Annotated in this window: 11 protein-coding genes; 6 read left to right on the top strand and 5 right to left on the bottom strand. The window is 54.0% G+C overall.

Features of this window, described 5'->3' with window-relative positions:
• Positions 1-72 precede the first annotated feature (72 nt).
• The gene (locus tag ACO2Q8_RS14355; RefSeq protein ID WP_423345518.1) at positions 73-1,131 is read right to left on the bottom strand and encodes an MBL fold metallo-hydrolase; all 1,059 of its coding nucleotides are present in this window, start codon (positions 1,129-1,131) and stop codon (positions 73-75) included.
• Positions 1,132-1,140: 9 nt separating this feature from the next.
• On the bottom strand, positions 1,141-2,127 hold the full coding sequence (locus tag ACO2Q8_RS14350) for a fasciclin domain-containing protein (RefSeq protein WP_423345517.1): 987 nt from the start codon (positions 2,125-2,127) through the stop codon (positions 1,141-1,143).
• A gap of 184 nt (positions 2,128-2,311) precedes the next feature.
• On the opposite strand from ACO2Q8_RS14350, the gene ACO2Q8_RS14345 reads away from it, so the two are divergent.
• Positions 2,312-2,914: a 3-keto-disaccharide hydrolase gene (locus tag ACO2Q8_RS14345; RefSeq protein ID WP_423345516.1), complete on the top strand. Its 603-nt coding sequence runs from the start codon at positions 2,312-2,314 to the stop codon at positions 2,912-2,914.
• 224 nt (positions 2,915-3,138) lie between these two features.
• Here the strand turns inward: ACO2Q8_RS14345 and ACO2Q8_RS14340 are convergent, their stop codons facing one another.
• Positions 3,139-4,701 carry a SusD/RagB family nutrient-binding outer membrane lipoprotein gene (locus tag ACO2Q8_RS14340; protein ID WP_423345515.1) on the bottom strand — a complete coding sequence of 521 codons (1,563 nt, stop codon included), beginning with the start codon at positions 4,699-4,701 and terminating at the stop codon, positions 3,139-3,141.
• A gap of 18 nt (positions 4,702-4,719) precedes the next feature.
• Positions 4,720-8,127 (bottom strand): SusC/RagA family TonB-linked outer membrane protein, encoded by a 3,408-nt coding sequence (locus ACO2Q8_RS14335; protein WP_423345514.1) that lies wholly within the window; start codon positions 8,125-8,127, stop codon positions 4,720-4,722.
• Between the two features lie 661 nt (positions 8,128-8,788).
• Here ACO2Q8_RS14335 and ACO2Q8_RS14330 point away from each other — a divergent pair.
• The 4 genes from ACO2Q8_RS14330 (at position 8,789) to ACO2Q8_RS14315 (ending at position 13,762) form a co-directional block, all read left to right on the top strand.
• Positions 8,789-10,957, top strand: a complete 2,169-nt coding sequence (locus ACO2Q8_RS14330) for a TonB-dependent receptor (protein WP_423345513.1) — start codon at positions 8,789-8,791, stop codon at positions 10,955-10,957.
• A gap of 117 nt (positions 10,958-11,074) precedes the next feature.
• Entirely contained in the window at positions 11,075-11,716 is a 642-nt protein-coding gene (locus ACO2Q8_RS14325; RefSeq protein ID WP_423345512.1) for a hypothetical protein, read from the top strand.
• Between the two features lie 24 nt (positions 11,717-11,740).
• A complete protein-coding gene (locus ACO2Q8_RS14320) occupies positions 11,741-12,907 on the top strand; it encodes a sensor histidine kinase (RefSeq protein WP_423345511.1) in 1,167 nt (388 codons plus the stop codon).
• An 87-nt stretch (positions 12,908-12,994) separates the two neighbouring features.
• On the top strand, positions 12,995-13,762 hold the full coding sequence (locus ACO2Q8_RS14315; protein ID WP_423345510.1) for a LytR/AlgR family response regulator transcription factor: 768 nt from the start codon (positions 12,995-12,997) through the stop codon (positions 13,760-13,762).
• A gap of 87 nt (positions 13,763-13,849) precedes the next feature.
• On the opposite strand, the gene ACO2Q8_RS14310 is transcribed toward ACO2Q8_RS14315, so the two are convergent.
• On the bottom strand, positions 13,850-17,995 hold the full coding sequence (locus ACO2Q8_RS14310; RefSeq protein ID WP_423345509.1) for an ATP-binding protein: 4,146 nt from the start codon (positions 17,993-17,995) through the stop codon (positions 13,850-13,852).
• Between the two features lie 587 nt (positions 17,996-18,582).
• Between ACO2Q8_RS14310 and ACO2Q8_RS14305 the strand changes: the two genes are divergently transcribed.
• The gene (locus ACO2Q8_RS14305) at positions 18,583-19,341 is read left to right on the top strand and encodes a LytR/AlgR family response regulator transcription factor (RefSeq protein WP_423345508.1); all 759 of its coding nucleotides are present in this window, start codon (positions 18,583-18,585) and stop codon (positions 19,339-19,341) included.
• Positions 19,342-19,411: the final 70 nt, after the last annotated feature.

Below are 19,411 nucleotides of genomic sequence, written 5' to 3'. Positions count from 1 at the left end.
AAAAAGAATGGATAACGTGATAACTATAGCCAAGACCCCGGCTGTGGAGAAAGCGTTGCAATCGTTCGAAAATTAGGGAACCATCCGACCTTCGCCTTCCGGTAAAATCCAAAAATGATCCGCAAGGCCGGGGCGGTTCTGAGCGACTTTTCGCAATTCTTCAATGGGTTCGTTCTCGCCATCGTCGGCTAACGGAAAGGTGCCGTAATGGATCGCGACGCTCTGCTGCGAACGAATATCTTCGTGAATCTGAACGGCTTCGATGGGCGAACAGTGAATCGGGGCCATGAACCAAGTGGGTTTAAACGCACCAATCGGCACCATTGACAATCGCATCGGGCCGTATTTTGCACCAATCTCTTTGAAGAAAGCACCGTAGCCCGTATCCCCAACAAAATACAACTTCCCGGCTGTCTGGCTATCCACGATAAAACCGCACCAGAGCGTGGCGTCTCGGTCGAACATCCCCCGGCCGGAGAAATGCTGCGCCGGTACGCAGCGAATCGTGGTGCTGTCGTTAAATACCGCCGAGCCATGCCAGTCCAGTTCCGTCACGTTCCGGCAACCCTGCTCTTCCAGAAAGGCTTTGACACCCAGCGGACAGTACACCTTTGGCTGGTCGCGCTGGCAGAGCCGCTGCACGGTTTCAATGTCGAGGTGGTCCCAGTGGTTGTGGCTGATGAGCAGAATATCAATCTTCGGGACATCGTCAAACCGGATACCGGGTGGGCGGTTGCGTTTGGGGCCGGCCCACTGGTAGGGGCTGGTGCGGTCATACCAAACCGGATCGGTCAGCACGTTCAGGCTGTCGAATTGCAGCAAAACCGTCGAGTGATTGACAAACGTGACCCGCACTTCCGAACCCGCCACGCGGCTTGGAGGAGGAGGGCCGGGCGGCACATTCCGAAACGCTCCCCAGGGCTTTTGGTCGCGACCCGAAAGCATCCATTGCAGGGCTTCCAGCAACCCCTTGGCCTGTGCGCCGTTGTAGTTATGAAATTGTTTGCCGTCGAAATGATCGGTCACCGGCCCTTGGTAGCCCGGTGCGGAAATTAGGTAGCCGATCGTCAGGATCACGACGGCTGCGACGACGATGAAAATCAGCAGGCCCAGGAGAATTTTCGGAAGCATAGGGCCGGATTACAAGAGTACCTTGTCGATTTTGTGAACTACACCGTTGGTTGCCGTCAGGTTAGCCTGTGTAACGGTGGCGGGCAACGGAATTCCGCTGCTTTTGACTGTTACGCTTGTGCCCACGTTGAGTGTCAGTCTTTTGTTACTATAGGCTGTTAAGTCGCCGGTTTTCAGGTCGTTCGAATACAGCCTTCCAGCCACGACGTGATTGGCCAGGATATCTGCCAGCGTCGCCACCGGCACTTTGTTAATCGTGTCGGAACTGCTCAGTTTCAGTGCGCGGAAGGCGTTGTTGGTTGGCGCGAAGGTCGTATACGGTTCGGTACCTGTCAGAACGGTTGCCAGCGTCGGGTTGCTGGCTGCCACGCGCAGGGCGGCCGTACCGAGCAATGACAGGCTGGTATCGGCAGCCACGACGCCCACCAGCGTACCGCCCCCCGTGCTGCCCGAGGGCGGAGGAAGCAAAATGCGGTCGATGACATGAATAACGCCGTTAGCCGCCTGAATGTCGGGCGTCACTATGCGTGCACCGTTGACAAACAAACCACCAGAGCCATTGGTGACATACACAATGACCGGCTGGTCGTTGATGCTTAGCGAGGTCTGCACCGGTTTATTGCTCTCCATCGGAAAACCGGACGAAGCAACGGCGGCTTTCAGGACGTGGTATTGCAGAATGGCAGTCAGTTGGGGTTGGGTGAGGGTCGCCAGGGCGTTGGCATCGGCAATGCCGGAAGCGCGAAAGGCGGCATCGTTCGGGGCAAAAACCGTCAGGTTCGGATTTTTGAATGCGTCGAGTTGCCCAGCCTGCCGGATCGCGGCTTCCAGAATCGTAAATTCACTGCCTTCGACCACCAGATCGGCCACGGTTTTGGGTTGGGCCGGGGCGTCTTCCTCTTCTCCGTCACAACCGGCCAGGAATGTACCCAAAACGACAAACGCCACCAGCAGCAGGCTGCGGTGGTAGAAGGGGAATAAGACTGTTTTTTTCATGAAAAAGCTGTCAATTAGTGAAGATTAGGTGTCTTCAGACGCCCGATAGATGCTCCGTCTTGCTATCTTTATGCCCGATACTGTTCAGAACGAAACCGTCACCTGTTTATTGAACGGAATGGACGGTTACGAACAAGGTACAAAACTATTAAATCCTTTGTTAAACTTTTTGCTTGCTAAATCCATGAAACAAAAATTGCTGGTATTGGTTCTGCTGATCGCCGTAACGGTGGGCTTTATGGCACCGACGAAGAAAATACGGTTGTTTAACGGAAAAGACCTGACGGGCTGGAAAATCTACGGGACCGAAAAATGGTATGTCGAGAACGGCGAACTGGTGTGTGAGAGCGGCCCGGACAAAGGCTACGGCTATCTGGCAACTGATAAGTATTATAAAAATTTCGATCTGTCGGTGGAGTTTAAGCAGGAAGCCAACGGCAACAGTGGTGTCTTTATCCGGTCGACGGTAGAAGGTACGAAAGTGAGCGGCTGGCAGGTGGAAGTAGCGCCCCCAAACCACGATACCGGCGGGATTTACGAGTCGTACGGCCGGGGCTGGCTGATTCAGATTCCGGACGAGAAAGAAACTATCCTGAAACCCGAGCAGTGGAACAAACTGCGCATCCGGGCCGAGGGCGACCGCGTGCAAACCTGGCTCAACGGCCAGCCGATGGTTGACTTTACCGACGAGAAAATCGGCAAAGGCGAAGGCGGTGTTGCCCTGCAAATCCACGACGGGGGTGGTATCAAAGTTCGCTGGAAGAATCTGGAGTTGAAGACGCTGTAATGGGCCGACAGCCAGTGCTATCTGCGTTCAATTTACCAAAAACCGTACTCAAAAGCCTCTGGGCTGACCGTGGATAACCCCGGGTGCAACCCGGGGTTATCCACGGTCAGCCCAGAGGGCAAAGCGGAATTGGCTAAATAAAAAATCGCACCAGGGAAGCCCCGGTGCGATTCGCGTGCTATTCAAACTATCTGTTGAACCCGGTAGTGATAACCGGGTTTTTCTTATTTATCCCACCACACCACGCTAGACAAGGTGTTGGTGCCGCCCTGGCGGGTACGGGCTTCAATAAAGTTGGTTTTGTTGTACGTTTCTTCGGAATCCGGAACCACAAAACGGGTCGGGATTTTGCCGCCCGTCAGGTTGCCCGGATAATTCGTCGGCGTCAGAACCGGGTAGCCCGTCCGGCGCCAGTTGGCGAAGATTTCGTATTCATCTTCCAGAAACAAAGCCACCCATTTCTGCGTCTGAATCTGCTCCATCTGCTCGGCCACGGTTCCGGCGGTTTTGTACGGATTGGCCGTCAGATATGCGTTGATCTTCGCGTCGGAAATAACCCCGCCCGTGCCAAACAGCGACCATTGCCGCATCCCGGCCCGGACGGCATTGGCGTAGGCCGTTGCCGCCGTGGTTCCGCTGGCCCAGCCGCGCACGGAGGCTTCGGCCAGCAGCAGGTTCATTTCGGCATTGCCCAGCACGATCAGCGGGGCACTGTACCGCAGCAGGGTGGCCGGATTCGGCTCCGAGAACGAGTTGAAGTTGGCAGGCAGGTTATTGAAAGCCGCATTGGGCATCCCGCTTTGCCGGGCCGTCGTCGTGTCGGCCGTGAAAGATTTGCCGTCGGTGGTCGTCCAGACGATGGAGAACACATTCAGACGCGGGTCTTTGGTCGCTTTCAGGTAATCGATGAACGTTTTGGCAAACTTGCCGCCTTCCACGTTGTCGCCACCGGGCGTAATGTAGTCGGTGCTGAGCAGCCCGTTGGCGATGAAATTCCGGCTGGCGGTTTGCGACCCGTCGACGTAGGCAATCACGGCGCGGTCGGCATCGTCCAGAATGACGCCCCCGGCGATGGCTTTCTCCACCCAGGTTTTAGCCAGGGCTGCATCCACCTGCGTGAGCCGCATACCCAGCCGCAGCATCAGGGAATACGCAAATTTCTTCCACTTGCTCACGTCGCCCCCGAATAGCAGGTCGGCATTGCCGAAGGTCGCCTTGGTGGCATCGAACGCCTGGATCGACTCGTCGAGTTCTTTGAGGAGGTCGGCATAGATGGCCTGCTGCGTATCGTATTTAGGACCGTAGTTTTTGTCAGAAAGTGCTTTTCCAGCGTCGAAATAGGGAATGTCGCCGTATAGATCGGTCAAACGGTGGAAGATGTAGGCTTTCCAGATGCGGGCGGCCGACAGTTTGTTGACATTGGCCGGATCGGTCGACACCTTGTCGATCACCTGGCGAATGGAAATTACCGCACCCTGTCCGGCCCCGGTTCCGGCGTAGGCATTCCAGTTGCCGGTCGAATAGGTGTAGTTGAAGTACTTGTCTCCGGCGGCCGGAACCTCCTTGTAGGTCGCGAAGTGCTGCATCGACTGGCCGATGGTCAGGTAAGCTGCGCCGGTAAAGTTGGTGCTCACGCCATCGAGCTGCGCCCGGGTGAACAGGTATTCCGGAACAACCTGCGAATATTTGTTCGGGTCCACGTTCATTTCCTCAAAGCCTTTGTCACAGGCCGACAAAAGCAGGAAAATCGGGGCCGCGAAGAGTAGTTTATGAATCAGTTGCTTCATTGTGAGATCGTTAGTTAATTAGAATTTCACCATTAAGTTCACGCCCAGGCTGCGGGTCCGCGGAACACCGAAGGCTTCCAGGCCCTGGGCGTTCGTGCTCGTATAGCCCGACTCCGGATCGAAATACTGGTTTTTCTTATCCTTATACAGGATGGCCAGGTTTCGGCCGACCAGCGAGATTGACGCGCCCTGCAACTTCACGAAACGCAGCTTGCTGACGGGCAGGTTGTAGCTCAACACCAACTGACGCAGCTTCACGAAGTCGTTGTTGAACATGAACATGGCGGTGTAATTCTTGTCGTTGTCGTAGTAGGTATCCACTTCTTCTTTCTTCCAGGCTTTCGTGAACGGGTTGCCTTCGGGAGTCACCCCGGTGACGGTCACCCCGGTTTCGCGACCCGGCAGCGTTTCCTGCGGTAAGCCGAAGCGGTAGGCATACTGGTAGAGGTTGGAGTACACGATGCTTCCGAATTTACCGTCGAGCAGCACGTTCAGCGAGAAGTTTTTATACCGGAAGTTGTTCGTAATCCCCATTGTTAGCGGAGGTGTTCCCTGGCCGATTTCTTCCAGATCCCCGCGTACGGCATAGCCACTGGCCGTATTGAAGACCACGTTGCCGTTGGCGTCGGTTTTCTTCCGATAGCCCCAAACCGTTCCGTACGGACGACCCAGCACGTTGCGGACCAAACCGCCCCCGACCCCGGAACCCACATCGATACCAGTCAGCCCGTCTGCCAGCCGCTCAATTTTGCTCTTATTGTAAGCCATGTTGTAGCTCACATCCCAGCTAAAGTTCCCGTTGGTGATGGGCGTGCCGGTCAGTAACAGCTCGATTCCTTTGTTACTCAACTCGCCGACGTTGAGCAGGGCCGAGGTGTAACCGGACGAAACCGCGATGTTGGTCGTCACGATGTCATCCGTGGTTTTCCGGTTGTAAAGCGTCAGGTCGATACCCAGTCGGTTGTTGAGGAACTTGGCGTCGATACCGGCTTCGTACGTCGTTGAGGTCAGCGGTTTTAAATCCGGGTTGGGCACCTGCGACGACGACAGCACCTGCACTGGCCGGCCGTTGTGACCACCCTGCTGCATCGAATAATATTGGTAAATCTGGTAGGCATTCACGGTGGCACCACCCACCTGCGCCCACGAAGCCCGCAGTTTGGCAAAGCTGATGGCTCTCGGCAACTTGAAAGCATCCGACAGAATCAGCGAACCCCCAATCGATGGGTAGAAAATGCTGTTGCTCTTCGGATTCAGTACCGAGAACCAGTCCTGACGACCCGAAAGTGTCAGGTAAGCCACGTTTTTGTACCCGAAGTCGACCGAACCAAAAACCGAGTTGATGGCGCTCTTCATGTAGGTCGGCGTTGTGGTCGAGGTGGCGAGGTTGGTGTAGCTGTAGAAATACGGCACCGTAAACTCGCTCCCGGTGATCGCTGTCTGGTCATAGACGGCGCGCTGGGCGTTGCCGCCGAGCATGGCCGTAAAGGTCAGATCTTTGAAGAAGGTGGTGTTGTAGTTCAGCGTCAGCATGCCATTGGTTTCCGACGAACTCACCTTGCGGGCGTCGTAGGTTCCCAGCGGCTGGTAGGCGTTGTTGGTCGGCTGTACGTATTCTGACTGGAAGCTGTAAAAATCCTGGCTGACGCTCCCCTTGATAAACAGGTTGTCCAGAATGTCGTACCGGATGCTTCCCTGGCTGATAAAGCGGTGTTTGGTGTCGTCGTTTTTAAACTTGTTAATCACGAAATACGGGTTTGGCGCGGCCGGAACCGGGTTCCATTCCATCTCTTTGCCCGTCACCGGATCGTAGCCCGGCGAAAGGCTGCGGATGTCGACGACGTTGGCCACCAGGTACGTAGCCCAGTGCGGATTCATATCGGCGTAGCCGACTTTCGGGCGGTTTTTGCCTTCTTCCAGGTTGTACTGGAAAACCGTTTCGATGCTCAGCTTTTTGCCCAGCAACGCATTCAGGTTCAGGTTGGCAATCCGGCGGGTAAACGACGAATTCGGGACGATGCTGTTCGACTGCGTGTTGTTCAGCCCCAGCCGGAAGTTGACCGACTCGTTGCCGCCCGTGAAGGCCACGGAGTTGATGTAATTGCTCCCCGTGCGGTAAAAATGCTTCAGGTTATCTTTTTGCGGAGAATACGGGTGCAACTGGCCGTCGACCTGGATCGTCGGCTGGCCGTCCATGCGGGCACCGTACGACAACCGGCCCGTACTTTTGGCTTCGGTGACGGTGGTCGGTTTTTTGCCGTCCACACCCTGGCCGTATTCATACTGCCAGTTCGGAATCACAGCAATGCTTTCAAAGGTCGTGTTGCTGTTGATTTCCACGCCGATGCCTTTCTGGCCCCGGCCTTTTTTGGTCGTAATCAGAATGACGCCGTTGGAAGCCCGGGCCCCGTACAAAGCCGCTGCCGGACCGCCTTTCAACACGCTGATCGACTCGATATCGTCGGGGTTGATCCCGCCGATGCCGTCACCCCGGTCGACGTTCATCCCGTTGCCGTCGGCCGTCGTGCCGCCCCCCGGAATGCTGTTGTCCATCGGCATTCCGTTGATCACGTACAGCGGCTGGTTGTTGCCGTTGAGCGAACCGTTTCCCCGGATGATGATCCGGCTCGAACCGCCGGGGCCGGTGGCCATCCCCGTCGCGTTGACCCCGGCAATTTTACCGGTCAGGGCGTTGGCGACGTTGGTTTCGCGGGCCTGCGTAAATTCACTTCCTTTCACTTCCGAAACCGAATAGGCCAGGGCTTTCTTTTCCCGCGCAATCCCGAGAGCCGTTACGACGACTTCGTTCAGCGACTGGGCTTCCGGTTTCATCTGAACCGAAACAACGCTCTGGTTGCCCACGGCTACTTCCTGTGAGGTGTAGCCGACGAAACTGAAAATCAGCACGGCGGAAGCCACTTCCGCATCGGGAATGACCAGGGAATACTGGCCTTCGGCGTCGGAGGAGGTGCCGCGTTGCGTACCTTTCACCAGGACGCTGACGCCCGGCATTCCGGCGCCGGTTTCGTCGGTCACTTTCCCGGTAATGCTGCGTTTGGGTGCTTCTTTCACCCCGGCGGGCGGAGCTACTTCGATGGGAGCCTGAGCCAGAATCCGTTTCAGAATGATCTTGTCCTGAACCACTTCGTACGTAACCCGGTGGGGAGTCAGCACTTTCTCCAGCACTTCCGACAGCGCTTCGTCCTGAAACCGAAAGGTGTACTTCTGGCTTCCGAAAATCTGCGGGTTGTACATGAATTTGACTTTCGTCACCGTTTCAATGCGTTCCAGTACCTTCTCGACCTCGGCATTGGCCAGGCGTAGCGTGACCTTTTGCTCGAGAACCCGTTGGCCGCGCACGTCATGTGCATGCACCAGGGTGGTGAAGGCGATGGATAACAGAGCTTGATACAGAGTCACGCGCATGATTTTCTGTATAGCGTAGTGAAAGTGTCTGCTTTTTGACATAATTTTGATTGTGTCGGTTAATAGTCGGCATGAGGATTCCCAAACCATCCCTTCGTGGGTGGGGAAAGAACTGAGCGAAAAAGTGTAGGGGATCAACGGCCGGTAACGCTGCAACGTTACCGGCTTTTTTGTGCAGTTAGTAATTTGTTCCAAGCATAGGCGTCACAAGGGGGTTAGAGATGAGCAGGTTGGTAGTCATACTTGAAAAATTTTTCACAATGAATGAGCTTAATCGGTATGTATCGGTTTTAAGGGATTATCGAGTTGTGGCACAGAATCGACCCTGCTGGTTTATTTAACCCTTTACGCTAACTCGCAAGAATAGACTTTGGTGTGGAATGCGTACGACGTACTGTAGATTTGACACAAAGATGCGGGAACTGCTGCCCAATACTCTTTTTGAAGAAATTATTTTTTGAATTTTTTAAAAAAAGGGAAATAACCTATGGCTCAGAAGCCGAACAGCCCGGAATGGAAAATTTCCGGTTTTAGCGGTTTTCTCAACTAAATTATCCGGAGAAACGCCGTGTTTATCCTGCCGGAACCGGCATTGGTCGGAAATTACTCGCCTTCCGGCAGGCCCGCGAATAGCTTTGAATCGAATTCGACGCTGTTCGACATGAAACAACAACTACTAACGTTCGGCATGCTCCTGGTTCCCGCTTGTGTCTGGGCGCAAACCACTCTCACCGGAACCGTAACCGACCGGAAAGGCAACGGCCTGCCCGGTGCGAATGTCTTCATTAAAGGCTCGTACGATGGGGTCAATACCGATGCCGATGGCGCATTCAGTTTCCGGACCGACCAGCGGGATACGGCCACGATTGCGGTCAGTTTTGTCGGCTATGAGCCGTTGCAGCAAAAAATCAGGTTGGATCAGCCGACGGTGCGGCTGACGATGAAGTTGCAGGAAACCGCCACGGTGCTCAACACCGTCGTGATCACGGCGGGGGCCTTTGAAGCCAGCGACGAAAAACGCCAGACCGTCCTGAAACCACTCGACATCGTAACCACGGCCAGCGGAGGAGCCGACATTCCGGCCGTGATGCAACTGTTGCCCGGTGCGCAGCGTGTCGGCGACCAAACCGGCTTGTTCGTCCGGGGTGGGGCCGCGTCCGAAACCCGCACGATCATCGACGGGCTGGTGGTGCAGAACCCGTTCACGAGCGGAGGCCCGGACGTAGCCCAGCGGAGCCGGTTTTCGCCGTTTCTGTTCAAGGGGACGGCCTTCAGTACGGGCGGTTATTCGGCTCAGTACGGCCAGGCACTGTCGTCGGTGCTGACCTTGAACACCCGCGATAAAGCCGAAGACAATGATGGACTAAGCCTTGGTTTCAATGCCGCTGGGATCAGTCTGTCGGCGTTCCGAAAAGAACGGCTGACGGTTTCGGCTAATTATACGAACCTGAATCCGCTGTTCAGCACCCTGAAATCGAACATTCGGTGGCTGCACGCGCCCGAATCCGGCGAAGTTTCGGTGATTCTGACCCAGCCCATTGGCCAACGCGGTTTGCTAAAGCATTATTCGGATGTTTCCATGGCCTACCAGGGGATCTCGTTTCGAAATTTTACCGGCGATTTCCAGGCGTCTCCGTTTACCGTTAAAAACCGCAACGCGTTGTCGATGACGACGTTTCAAACCACCTGGGATGAGGGGCGCTGGGGGTTGCAGTCCGGGATCAGTTACACCGACAACCGTGACCGGCTGGGCATCGATACCGTGCAGGCCCGAACCGATGAGCAACGTCTACAGGGGCGAGTAGTGCTGACCCGGTCGCTGGGCGATAATGTCTCGATGCTGACCGGTGCCGAACTCCACCGGTATACGTACCTGAACCATTACGGCCAGTGGGGCGGTTCGCTGACCGATTGGTATTCCGCGTTTTTTGTGGAAACCGAGGTGTTTTTCTCCCGCAGGCTGGCCGTTCGGGCGGGCTTGCGCGGGGAACGGGCGTCGGTGATCGGGCGGTTGAATGTGTCACCCCGTTTGTCGATGGCGTACAAAACCGACGATTACGGGCAGGTTTCGCTGGCGGCCGGGCAGTTTTACCAGACGCCCGATCAGACCTATCTGCTAACGAATCCGAACCTGCGTTTTGAACAGGCCAATCACTTAATCCTGAATTACCAGCGCATTCGCGATAACCGTACGTTCCGGGTTGAAACGTTTTATAAAGACTACCGTAGCCTCGTCCGGGAAAATACGAACGGTTTTTACGATCCGAACATTTACCGGTTTCCGACCAGCCAAACCGACAACAGCGGTTTTGGCTACGCGCAGGGCTTTGACCTGTTCTGGCGCGACAAGCAATCGATGAAAAACGTCGATTATTGGGTTTCGTACTCATTTCTGGATACCAAGCGGCTGTTCCGGAACTATCCCGTCGAGGCCATGCCGACCTTTGCGGCTGCTCACACGCTGAATCTCGTTTTCAAGAAAGCGTTTCGGGCGTTGGGGATCAATACCGGGGCTACGTATTCGCTCGCCAGCGGCCGGCCGTATTTCAATCCCGGCAGCGATCGGTTTCTGGGCGATAAAACCCGCCCGTACAGCAGTCTGAGCCTGAATATGAGCTACGTACGGCGTCTGTCCCGGGCGTTTCTGGTGCTGTATGCATCGGGCGAAAATGTACTGGGAACGCGCAACAGTTATGGGTACCGGTATACGCCCGATGGCACGCAGAAATTCGCCGTTGTACCGCCGTTTTACCGGTTTTTCTTCGTCGGTGCCGTGCTAAGCCTGACGCGAAAAGCCATTGATCCTGAATTAAGTACCCACGGACTTTAGTCCGTGTAAGTTAGTAAACCGTTAAGTTGATACCAACTACTGGATCATAGAAGCTCACACGGACTAAAGTCCGTGGGTACGTTTCACTCATTTCTAACCATTAAATTCTTGTCAACTATGAAAAAAATAGCCCTTTTATTCACTCTGGCGTTGGTTTTCTCCCGCACATTTGCCCAAAACGAAAAGTACACCAAAGCAATGGAAGACGCCATTGCCAAAGTGAAGTTCATGACGCCCATTCCGGACCTGCAGCAAGCTGCCGGCCAATTGGAGCGCATCGCCAATGTTGAAACGGGCGAGTGGCTTCCGAATTACTGGGCGTCGTACACCTACATTCTGCTCGGCGTGAAAGAAACGGAGGCCGCGAAAAAAGACGCGATGCTCGACAAAGCCGCCGAGTTTTACCAGAAAGTAGCCAAACAGCAACCCGACAACGACGAAACGATGGTGCTGGCGGCCCAACTGGCCAGCGCCCGGCTGTCGGTCGATCCGGAAAACCGCTGGCAGCAATACGTCCCCGAGTTTGAAGCGGCTCTGGGAAAAGCCAAACAGAAAAATCCCGAAAATCCGCGCATATACGCCTTGCAGGGGCAGTCGTTGTTTTACACGCCCGAGCAGTTTGGCGGAGGAAAATCCACCGCCTGTCCGCTTTTGAAACAAGCCGCCGAAAAATTTGCTACATTCAAACCGGTATCGACCCTTCACCCGAGTTGGGGCCTGGATACTAATCAGTACCTGCTGAGCCAGTGTGGCCAGTAGAACGCTTTTTAACCGCAGTTGCGCATGAGTTCGTTTCAGAAGCTGGAAGCCGGTAAATGGTTTGTGCAAAACAGTCCGCGCGACTGGCTGATTTCAATTATCGTCTGTGCGACCCTGGTCTACGGCATCAGCGGGATCATTTATTTCACGCTGGAGCTGGCGAATCCAACTGGTGAATACATTGAAATTACCATCATGATTTGCCTGAACAATTTGATCAATGCGGTCTGCGTGTTGGTCATTTGTTCCCTTTTTGGGTTGGTGGCTCCTCGTCTTCCGTCAATCTGGGTCCAACACCTTGTTTTGTCGCTCATTTTTCTGGTTATCGTCGGAACGTTGAATTATTTGTTGTGGAAAGGATGGCTCCTTGACTACTTCAACTTACCTCAACGTTCCGTTTACCGGAGCAAGGGCAACAACACGTCGATGCTTTACTTATTGGGACCCATTGTGGTCGGAAACCTGTTTTTCTACTTTCAGCAACGGGCGCAGACCTATACCCGGAAAATTACCGAACAGGAATACCAACTTCTTCATCTGGAACAGCAGAAAACCCGGGCCGAACTGGAAGCGCTGCAAGCCAAAATCAACCCGCATTTTCTGTACAACGCCCTGAATTCCATCGCTAGTCTGGTGCATGACGAACCCGACCGGGCCGAGCGAATGGTGCTGTTGTTGTCGAAACTGTTCCGCTACACGACGGGGATGAAAAACCGGTATTTCAACACCGTGGCCGACGAACTGGAAATGGTCCGGACGTACCTGGATGTGGAACAGGTGCGTTTCGGTGACCGGCTGACCTACCGCATCGACCTGACCGACCCGGATTTGAATGAGGTGCAGATTCCGCTGTTTTTGCTGCAACCGCTGGTCGAAAATGCCATTAAACACGGGATTTCGAAAGTGGCCGGACCCGGAGCCATTCTCGTTCGGATTACCGAAGAAAAAGGCTGGCTCTACCTGCGGATTCACGACAACGGGCCTGCCTTTCCGGAAGAGCTTGTAGCGGGTTATGGGCTGCAAAGCATTCAGGATAAGCTCAAGATTCTGTACGGCAACGAAGCCCGGCTTTTAGTCGAGAATCAACCCCGGAAAGAGGTGGTCGTGCAGATTCGAAAAGAACGCCTAACCACCTCGCCGGATGCGGAGCGGCCAGTCATACCCGTTGAAAAGAAGTGGGTGGAGCAATAAAAAACCGCCCCGAATTCCTGCTGAGCCAAAGGCTTTTCGGTTGGATTGGTCACCTGCTGGCCAGGTTCGACTATAAACCGGTAAACGATGATCCATCAATTTCCGCTCCGTACACTGCTGGTCGACGACGAACCGCTGGCGATTAGTCGGCTCCGGCGTTTGTTGGGCCGCTATACCGACACGTTCGAGCTAGTGGGCGAAGCCGCCAACGGCCTGGACGGTCTGAAAGCCGTCGAAGCCCTCCAGCCCGATCTGATTTTCCTGGACATCGAAATGCCGGGATTGAACGGGTTTGAGATGCTGGCCAAATTGCCCTATCTACCCATCGTGGTGTTTGCAACTGCCTACGACGACTACGCCGTGCGGGCCTTCGAAGAAAATTCCATCGATTATTTGCTGAAACCAATCGAGCCCGAGCGACTCGAAAAAACCGTGGAGCGAATTCGCAAAACGCGCTCCGCACCAACAGGCGCCAGCCCGGACTTACGGCATGTGCTGGAACTTCTGAAACCCAAAAAAGAACTGCATTCGATTTCGGTGAAAACCGGCGACCGGATTCTACTGATTCCGCTGACGAACGTGGCTTTTTTTGAAGCCGAGGACAAGTACGTGTTGCTCCATACCGTCGACGGGCAGCAGTTTCTGACCAGTCACACCCTCACGGCGCTGGAAGAAAAATTACCCGACACGTTTACCCGAATCAGCCGCTCGACGCTGCTGAACGCCCGGCACATTCAGGAAATTCAGCGGCACTTCAACGGCAAGTTCATCGTGGTCATGCGCGACAAAAAATCCACCCAACTCCTGACCGGCAGTAGTTACCACGACAACCTGAAAAGTTTGATGGAGTTGTAGGTCGGCGTTCGAAGATCCCTCCTGACGTCGGGATGACAAAAAAGGTGATCGTTTTAGCCAGGAAGTTTATCCATTACCCATGTTATCCTATTCTTCCGTTTCGGAAGCCATCTCCGCCGTGCGCAGATAGCTGACCGGATAACGCCCAAAGCGATGCAGGAACAGCCGGGAGAAATATACTGCATCCTGAAAACCAACGGCATAACAGGCTTCTTTGACCGTAGCAAACCGCTGATTCTCCAGCCATTCCCGGGCGGTTTGCAGCCGGATTTCCTGCATGAACTGGTTCGGCGAAAAACCGGTAGCTTTTTTCAGCCGCCGGTATAATTGCCGCTCGCTGCTGTTTAGGGCTTCGGCCAGCGATCCAACCTGAAATGTGTTGTTGGTCAGGTTTTTCAGGACAAGCTGCTCAATCTGCACCAGCCATTCGTCATCTTGCGACGGCGGAGGGTTGACTTCATCAGCAGTCTGTTGCCAGGCCAGGCGCTCCTGTGAGCGTTCAAGGAGGTTGTTGATGCGCGTCACGAGTTCATCCTGATCGAACGGTTTGGTGACATAATCGGCCACGCCCAGGCGCAGGGCTTCGAGCTTGACATCCAGGCTGGTCCGGGCCGTGAGCATCAAAACCGGGATCGTTCGCAGGTTCGGTTGCCGCCGAATCCGGTCGACCAGCGCCAGCCCGTCCATGTCGGGCATCATCAAATCCGTCACAATCAGTTGCGGCCAATTCTGTTCGGGCTGACTAGGCAGCCATTCCCAGGCTTCCCGGCCGTTGCGGGTGATGTGAAGCCGGTAAAGCGGGGCCAGAATCGTTTCGAGATACGTTACCATGTCCGTGTTGTCTTCCACCAGCAGCACCCGCGGAGCAACCGGGTTGGCAGCGGGCAGTTTCTCTTCCGAAACCGCCGGGACCAACGGTTCGGAGGATGGTAACGGCTGAGGCTCGACTGCTTCGACGGGCTGGTACGGGTGGGTGAAGGCAAACGTACTGCCCTGTCCAGGTTCGCTGACAACAGCCAGGCGGCCTCCCCAAAGCGCGCAATAGTCGTGTACCAGGGCCAGTCCTATCCCGGTTCCGCCCCGGAGCGGGGCGTCGGGTTGTTTCGATTGGTAATACCGCTCGAAAATGTGAGGCAGGTCGTCCGGGTGAATGCCACTTCCGGTATCGACGACCTCTATCCGAATAGACGAGTCGGGCGGATGCATCCGAACGGTGATGGTTCCGCCGGAGGGCGTAAACCGCAGAGCATTCGCCAGCAAGTTTTTCAGGACGGTTTCCACTTTGGCGGGATCAAGCAGCAGCCATCGCGGTTCAGTGGTTCCTTCGGCCGTCAGGGTAATACCGGTATAGTCGGCCTGCGAATGAAACATGGCCACCGTCTGGTTGATGAGCTGGGCCAGGTCGGTAGGCTGCTTTAGCAATTGAATCCCGTTTTCATCCAGCTTGGACAGGTCAAGCAAATCACTTACCATCGTCAGTAGCTGTCGCGCATTGCGGTCCATACTGGCAACGAGTCGTACCATAACCGGGTCGGAGAGGTGTTTTGACAGATAGGATAACGGCCCTAGCAGTAGCGTGAGGGGTGTTCGGAATTCATGGGACACATTGGCGAAAAACCGGGATTTTAGGGTAGCGCTGGCCTGTAGGTCGGCAGCTTGCTGTTCAATAACCGCCTTATCGTTGGCAATCTGGGCCGTCCGGCGGGCTACTTCCTCTTCCAAACGTTTGGTTTCTTGGCTTAACCGGTGGTTTCGCCATTGAAAGAAGCCAATGGTGGCGCCGATTAAGCTCAGGATGATGAGGGTTAAAAACCAGGTTTGCAAATAAAACGGTTTGAGTACCGTAATGGGAATTGAAAGTGTTTCCGACACCCACTGTCCGCTCGGGTTTTGCGCCCGTACCTGAAGCTGGTATTCGCCCGGCGGCAGGCCGCTGATGGCGATGTCTCGCTGGAGTTGCGAAGTCCAGTAGTCCTGCCAGTTGACGATGCGGTACGAGAGCCGGAATTGGCGTCCATACCGGTAGTCGAGTAGGGCGAAGGAAAGCGAAAACGAGCGGTTTTCGGGCGGAAGAACAATTTTTTGTTCCCGTTCAAACGCCGGGAAATAGTTGATCCGTTTCCCGGTTTGGGCGTTGAGTTGCTCGTACTGAGTCAGGAGGAGCGGTACGATAACCGGCTTCTCGCCGGCTTGCTGATCCGGATAAAAGGAAGTGACACCGTTTAACCCACCCAGAAAAAGCTGGCCATCGGCGCTCTGAAAGTGGGCGGTCATGTTAAATTCCTCGTGGGCAATACCGTCTTTGGGCAGAAAAAGCTGAACCTGATGGGTGCGCTTGTTGAATCGCATCAGGCCGTAGTTACTGGGGAGCCACAGGTGGCCGTTGCGGTCTTCATGAATGGAGTAAATGTCATTATTAGACAGGCCTTGGTCGCGGTTGAACTGTTGCCAGCGTCCGGTTTTTCGCTCCCACTGAATGAGGCCTCCACCTCGTGTGGCCAGCCAGTAAATTCCCGGTTGATGGCGATCAATGTGAAGGAATTTAATATAATCGAAAGGAAGTTGGTTGGGGTGGGAATTTTGTGAACTGTAGCGGGCCGTAATACCCCGTACCGTGTCGAGCTGGTACAGGCCGGATGAGGTTGCAACCCAGAGCCCGCCAATCGCCGAATCGGGGAAAAAACCGTTTATGCGGTTGTTTGCCAGTTCCTGGAATTGGTTGTAGCGCCTGAACGGTTCATTACGGTTTGTTTTTACGTCAAAATACGATAGGCCCTGGTCGTAGCCCAACCAGAAATTATGCTGCTTATCCTGCCAGATTGCCCAGCAGGGGTTGAAGGTTGAAAAATTAGTAATGGGGTGTGTGTGAACGGTGGCCGTTGTGGGCTCGATTTGAAGCAGCGAATTGTTTGATGCTGTCCAGATGCGGTTATCAAAACCTCGGATGGCGGGACCGTAACTTTGCCGCCGAAGGTGTCGGTAAGACCCGGTTTTCAGGTTTAGCAGCAGGCCCCCCTGGGCATTGACCCATAGCCAGTCCCCGATTCGTACCAGGCCCTGTGTGCTCAACAGGGGAAGGGGAGCCGGTTTGGACGGAATATCGGAATACCGTTGGAACCGGTTGGGTTCCAGCGTCAGCAGCAGAAAGCCATTGTGGGTACCGACCCAAATCGCTCCCGTCCGATCAATAAAGAGGTGATTAAGGTCAATTAGACTGGCAACCGGAAAACCCGACGCAGTCAGATCGAATACAACACCCTGTCGGGGGTGCCAGGCGATGAGTGAGCTTTTACCGATAAACCAAAAAAGCCCTCGACGGGAATCATATACAGTCTTGCCATTGTTAAACCGCAACAGGTCCGTGAACGCGCCTTTTGGCAAAGTGATGGGAAGATTTGTCATCGTTCCGTCGGGATGGAGCTTAAGTAAGAGCGGTTGAACTCGTTGGGCGGTCAGCTCAGACCGTTCAATTAAAATACCCCGGGTGAAACGAGACAGGTAGATCGTATTCGTGGAATCGACCCAGACGGGATAGATTTCAACCGGTAAGTGTTGCCGTCGGCGGATCTCCCCGGCGAGACTTACCTCGATGAGTTCGCTTTCTTTTGGCTTACCCGATACCAGGTAGCTGAACAATACCGTGTTTGTGGGTGTGATGAGTATTTTTTGGGGAATTCCCCCGGCCGGATGCTGATACAGGCGTTTAAAGAGGCCACGGCCTTTATGAAGCCACACGGACCCGTCCGAATGGGGAATCAATAACGGGTCGGTTGGTCGGATGGGAGCATCAATAAAACCTGCTGAGTTAGTATAATCCTGAACGTCAAAGGGTAGTTTTCGGTGAAAAAAGTCCTCGAAAGCAACGGGTTTTTGCTGACCGGGCGCGAGTATGTCGATCTGCCTTTGAAAGTGAGACCAAACTTTAAAAAACCACAGATTCCCGTCGGCATCGCAGTGAATGTTCTTGATAACCGGCGGAAGCTGAGTGGAGGTGAGTTGTCCCGGCAGAGTTTTAAACGTAAAGCCGTCGAAGCGGTAGGCGTTGTCCAGCGTACCGATCCAGATAAACCCTTGCTTATCCTGGCCAATAGTCAACACCCCCCGGTTCGGTAAGCCTTCGCCCAGCGAATAATGCTGCACTTTGACAATATAGGGTGAGTTCGCCTGGCAGGGCTGAAGAAAAGCCAGAATCCCAATTTGCAGGAGTTGCCATACTCGTATAAGGTGCCTCATACCGCTCGTATATCTGTGAATTTCGTCCTTGTCTGTACAGGTAAATTTGCGCAACGGCTTTTTAGGCACTTTTGGCAGAATTGTCCCAGTATTTTGGCAGGATTGCCATGTTTTTTGTTCCCTCTTTTGTGAAGTAATATCAAAACTGGGCGGAACCGTGAAACCCGAAGGCTCTGGCTCCATTAGAAAGCCATTATTCTCTGTCTAAACCTTTTATACCATGATTATTTCATTGGATTGCTATCGCAAAAACGGGCAGCAGTCGGCCCACACGTTGTTCTTTTTCGCCATCCCGGTTGAAACCGTTGGCGGGACTGACTTGCCCGTTGACCCTCGTCGCTTTTTTGTTCTGAAAAAGAAAAAAACGGGGAAAAGAAAGTGAAAGAAGCGGGTACTGACTCCGGTGCCCGCTCTTCTGAATTTTAAATATACTTCTTTATCCGGGAATGGCTACGCAGACTAAACCAAAAGTTCGGTTTGACCTACTTATTCTTTAGTTGATTTAATTTTCATTCATCTTTTCGCATCACAGATGACCGGTATAAATTCCATCCGGAGTTGTCTGATTAGCCCCACTTGGTATACCTATGTGTGTTGATTATTTGAAAAGCATTTCGGCCAATAGTGGGTATATGGATCAGCAATGCCTCATTGTGGAGCAAGCGATCGTGGCTGAATTCAGGGATTATCTGAAACGATTGCCCTTTTTCTCTCTGCCCGAAGTCTGTAACTCCCTGGCCGAAGCCCAGGGACTGCTTCAGAAAAAGTCGTATGAACTGATCTGTCTGGAAGTTGACCTTTTAAGTCAGGCTGAACTGGACCTAATTCGGTCGTTTCCCAGGCATATACCGTTGGTTATTGCCTCCTCCCGACCTGAGATGGCCCTTGAGGGTTTCGACCTGGGGGCGGCTGATTTTTTGCTGAAGCCGTTTACCTTTCTACGCTTCACACGGGCTGTCAACCGGGCGCTGAGTACCCAGGTAACTTCCGATTTGCTGGTCGATCATCCGTTTCTGTTCCTGAAAAAAGGTCATTCTTTTCAGCGCTTCAATTATGGTGACATTGATTATATACAAGCCTACGGTATTTACTGCAAAATTTATGGTAAGCAAAAGGTCGATGTTGTCAACGAAACCATTTCTAATCTGGAGCAGGCCCTGCCCAGCCAGCAGTTTCTACGCGTTCACAAATCCTACATTGTTAACCTAGCGAAAATTACCGAGTATTCGTACCGGACGATTGCCATCGGTTCGCACCAGATCTCGCTGGGAGCGGCTTATCGGGAGCGGTTTGAAGGCTTTTTGCGGTTACTCGGCAAAAAAGGGGAAGATACCGGCGGGGAGTAGGGCGGGTCACCCGAACAAAAACCGGCTCGGTTCGGATCCGGTGACCCGGGTGAGAAGCAACATTCCTAAT

The organism is Larkinella sp. VNQ87 (assembly GCF_049445795.1).
Taxonomy (GTDB): domain Bacteria; phylum Bacteroidota; class Bacteroidia; order Cytophagales; family Spirosomataceae; genus Larkinella.
The sequence above is the reverse complement of the archived record's forward strand: the minus strand, read 5'-3'. Positions and strand labels throughout refer to the sequence as shown.

What these genes read in the sequence shown, in the direction of transcription:
- ACO2Q8_RS14305 (WP_423345508.1), top strand. Translation starts at nt 18,583, where the DNA reads ATGTGTGTTGATTATTTGAAAAGCATTTCGGCCAATAGTGGGTATATG.
- ACO2Q8_RS14325 (WP_423345512.1), top strand. Translation starts at nt 11,075, where the DNA reads ATGAAAAAAATAGCCCTTTTATTCACTCTGGCGTTGGTTTTCTCCCGC.
- ACO2Q8_RS14315 (WP_423345510.1), top strand. Translation starts at nt 12,995, where the DNA reads ATGATCCATCAATTTCCGCTCCGTACACTGCTGGTCGACGACGAACCG.
- ACO2Q8_RS14355 (WP_423345518.1), bottom strand. Translation starts at nt 1,131, where the DNA reads ATGCTTCCGAAAATTCTCCTGGGCCTGCTGATTTTCATCGTCGTCGCA.
- ACO2Q8_RS14335 (WP_423345514.1), bottom strand. Translation starts at nt 8,127, where the DNA reads ATGCGCGTGACTCTGTATCAAGCTCTGTTATCCATCGCCTTCACCACC.
- ACO2Q8_RS14345 (WP_423345516.1), top strand. Translation starts at nt 2,312, where the DNA reads ATGAAACAAAAATTGCTGGTATTGGTTCTGCTGATCGCCGTAACGGTG.
- ACO2Q8_RS14350 (WP_423345517.1), bottom strand. Translation starts at nt 2,127, where the DNA reads ATGAAAAAAACAGTCTTATTCCCCTTCTACCACCGCAGCCTGCTGCTG.
- ACO2Q8_RS14310 (WP_423345509.1), bottom strand. Translation starts at nt 17,995, where the DNA reads ATGAGGCACCTTATACGAGTATGGCAACTCCTGCAAATTGGGATTCTG.
- ACO2Q8_RS14340 (WP_423345515.1), bottom strand. Translation starts at nt 4,701, where the DNA reads ATGAAGCAACTGATTCATAAACTACTCTTCGCGGCCCCGATTTTCCTG.
- ACO2Q8_RS14330 (WP_423345513.1), top strand. Translation starts at nt 8,789, where the DNA reads ATGAAACAACAACTACTAACGTTCGGCATGCTCCTGGTTCCCGCTTGT.
- ACO2Q8_RS14320 (WP_423345511.1), top strand. Translation starts at nt 11,741, where the DNA reads ATGAGTTCGTTTCAGAAGCTGGAAGCCGGTAAATGGTTTGTGCAAAAC.